Origin of the sequence: Paenibacillus sp. KS1, assembly GCF_001680695.1 — a bacterium.
In the GTDB taxonomy this organism is placed as follows: domain Bacteria; phylum Bacillota; class Bacilli; order Paenibacillales; family Paenibacillaceae; genus Paenibacillus_B; species Paenibacillus_B suaedae.
Genome location: NZ_MAIS01000189.1, coordinates 1 through 2,753 on the forward strand (window position 1 = coordinate 1; position 2,753 = coordinate 2,753).

Consider the following 2,753-nt stretch of genomic DNA (forward strand, 5'->3'; position numbering starts at 1 on the left):
AGGTTCGAGTCCTTCATGGCTCACCAGTTAAATATCGTGCGCGTATGGCGGAATTGGCAGACGCACTAGACTTAGGATCTAGCGCCTTTGGCGTGGGGGTTCAAGTCCCTCTACGCGCACCATATCATTAAACCCTTGTCGGACAAGGGTTTTTTGCTGTTTACAGATAGTAAGGAGCGTAAGGCTCCTTGTTTTTGTTAACGGACTTGTTAACGGAAAGCTAGATATCCACAGGATCATTGCTTTTATTCATCGAGTTTATAGCCTCAGAATTTTTCGCCATGAGGTTCTTTTTCTTTTCATCTCTCATGTGTGTATAGATGTCTCCTGTAATTGCTACACTAGAATGACCTAATACCTCTTGTATGTCTTTAAGGTCAAAACCAAGCTCCCACAAGTTAGTTGCAAATGAATGCCGCAAGTCATGGAACCGAATGTATGGCAATCCTCTTTTATTGATTATCTTTTCGTAATCATGTCGCAATTGAGATGGGCTTATTGGCTCTCCGTCTAGGTGGCAATTAATCAAACCCTATTGTTGCTGGTACACTTCGTTATTTTGTGCGTTGATATATATGATTCTGATCGATCTTCTCTTTCAGCTTTTCAAGTATACCTATCTATGATAGGTGTGTACCTTTCGGACTTCTTTGTTTTTGGTGTTTATGGCCGTTAAATAGGCCGTGTAGAAGCGACTCACAGATGCTGCCTTAAGAAATGTCTGACACTGCCCCAGCGTCCACGTGAGAGTTCCTTTTTGGCCAAACGTGATGGATCAAGCTTCTTCATAAAGTCGATGGGAATTAGCTTCTATTTTGCTGGACCAGAAGGTATTAGGTGTCGATATAGCGGATGTGAAGTGGAGTGGGATACCGGACGGAAAGAGCACCGCTTCCACAATGACTACACAGACAAAAGGGATCGGAAGGTACTCGCAACGAAGCAGAGAGCTGCATTGGATGCCAACAAGAATGTAGTGTACCTGGTGGGTGGGGAGCACGCGACATTAGGATCGATGGAGACGCTAGTGAAGTGGATGCTATTGATCACCAAAATGCAGACAATAAGATTGAGAGCGATTCATTCTATTTATCTGGAATCAAATTTGCTTATTTGTAGTGATAATTGATGTATGTGATATGCTGCACGATAAGATATAAAATATTTCCGTTTATTCCGGTATGTGAGCAACGCGAGGATAAACACATCCCGAGCATCATCACTTCCGAAAACGAAAATGTCATAAGCACCAAAGTATTATCTTAGTGCTTAGATTAAGCCAGGGCTTCTTTTTAAGCAATACATGCTACCTGCGTACGTTCTTTAGTTTGTGATTGTAACCCAAGCGAAGGATGGGGAGCGTCCTTTTGTTGAACTGTCGGGGAGGATAGTGGTGTTGTAACATAACATGGATAATGCTGTTTAAAGATAAGAGGAGAGAGATATATGCAAAGAGAGGTAATGAAAGATCTAAGATAATTTTTTGGATTGACAGGGAATGTTACTTTAACCCATTTTGGAGTAGTTTGCCTGGCGGCAATATGCGGCCGGTACCAAAGAAGTAAAGCCCCGGGTTAGTCCGAGGCTTTACTATGATCATTTGCTTAAATGCTTCTAGTATTGTTTTGCCTTAACTTGGATGTCCATATTATGGCCGTCTTTATTATTGATGAATACTTTCCATTCTTCAGAGATAAAGCCACCAAAGACTTTAATTGTTTCTGTTTTTTGTTGGCCTGAAGATATTGGAATGTCTACCGCATAGTTTTTTCCATCGCGTACTAACGTCATGTACACTGTTCCTGGGCCGTCATTCTTTACATGAACGTCCAATCTCTTTCCGGCATGGATGTTTGCATGAAATGAGCTCTGGAAAGAATGGTACCCAACGTGACTAACATCAAAAAGTGGAATTTCTCTTGAATCTGTTGAGGTTTCTGATTGAATTGGTGCAATTCTAGGTGAGTCAGGCGCAGCAGAAGCGAAACCAGTAAATGTTGATAACATTAGCACTGTTGAAATGATGACTAACGATTTTTTCATAGTAACCTCCTTGGAAATGTATATTTATGTTATACATTTCCAATATACCACATATAACCATTAGCTTGTGCTGTAGATGAGTCCTATCTGTGACAAAGACCCGAACTATTCGAAGCTTTACTTGTAAACACTGATTAGGTACATCTTTTATAAATAAATTCCCACCTTTGATGGGACAATTCATTTTAGATGAAGCGATTGATTCATTATTCGAAATTAGCCTTTTACCGTTTTGCTGTTCATTTAGGTAACTACGTGTCCTTGTAGGTCTCAATATTGTGTTGGAGAGTAGAAGGAATTAATCTTAGGGATAAGCTTAGAAGCCTGTAAGAGCCCTTTTAAACCCTTAAAGAGGGGATTTGGATACGTAAAGCGTCTCAAACCCATCTAGAGCAAATAAGGGGACGTACGACTGGAATAACGATTGCATTCCACTATGGCGACCTGACGAAATGCTCTGAGGGGCGGGGGAACGTAGAGAACCGTTGGAGCTTGTGGGCGATAATAGCTGTTAAGCGTTGTGATGAGATGTCCTAGAACAGGCACCTTGAATTCTCCAGTGGCTCAACAGCAAGGTTTTTCAGCTATTTATTATTTTTTTTGAAATAAGGGTTGCATTACTTAATACCTTATGATATATTATTACTTGTCGCTTCTGATATATCGTTTTGAACGACAAAATGCGGACATAGCTCAGTGGTAGAGTATCG

Annotated in this window: 3 protein-coding genes and 1 tRNA gene; 2 read left to right on the forward strand and 2 right to left on the reverse strand. The window is 40.9% G+C overall.

Annotation, left to right across the window (positions count from 1 at the left end):
* The first annotated feature begins 38 nt into the window (after window positions 1-38).
* Window positions 39-122 (forward strand) — tRNA-Leu (locus BBG47_RS27555).
* 98 nt (window positions 123-220) lie between these two features.
* On the opposite strand, the gene BBG47_RS31335 is transcribed toward BBG47_RS27555, so the two are convergent.
* Window positions 221-529 (reverse strand): tyrosine-type recombinase/integrase, encoded by a 309-nt coding sequence (locus BBG47_RS31335; RefSeq protein WP_083189642.1) that lies wholly within the window; start codon window positions 527-529, stop codon window positions 221-223.
* A 228-nt stretch (window positions 530-757) separates the two neighbouring features.
* Here BBG47_RS31335 and BBG47_RS27565 point away from each other — a divergent pair, with 228 nt between their 5' ends.
* Window positions 758-1,129: a hypothetical protein gene (locus BBG47_RS27565; RefSeq protein ID WP_065294409.1), complete on the forward strand. Its 372-nt coding sequence runs from the start codon at window positions 758-760 to the stop codon at window positions 1,127-1,129.
* A 485-nt stretch (window positions 1,130-1,614) separates the two neighbouring features.
* Here the strand turns inward: BBG47_RS27565 and BBG47_RS27570 are convergent, their stop codons facing one another.
* On the reverse strand, window positions 1,615-2,043 hold the full coding sequence (locus BBG47_RS27570; RefSeq protein ID WP_065294410.1) for a hypothetical protein: 429 nt from the start codon (window positions 2,041-2,043) through the stop codon (window positions 1,615-1,617).
* Window positions 2,044-2,753 lie beyond the last annotated feature (710 nt).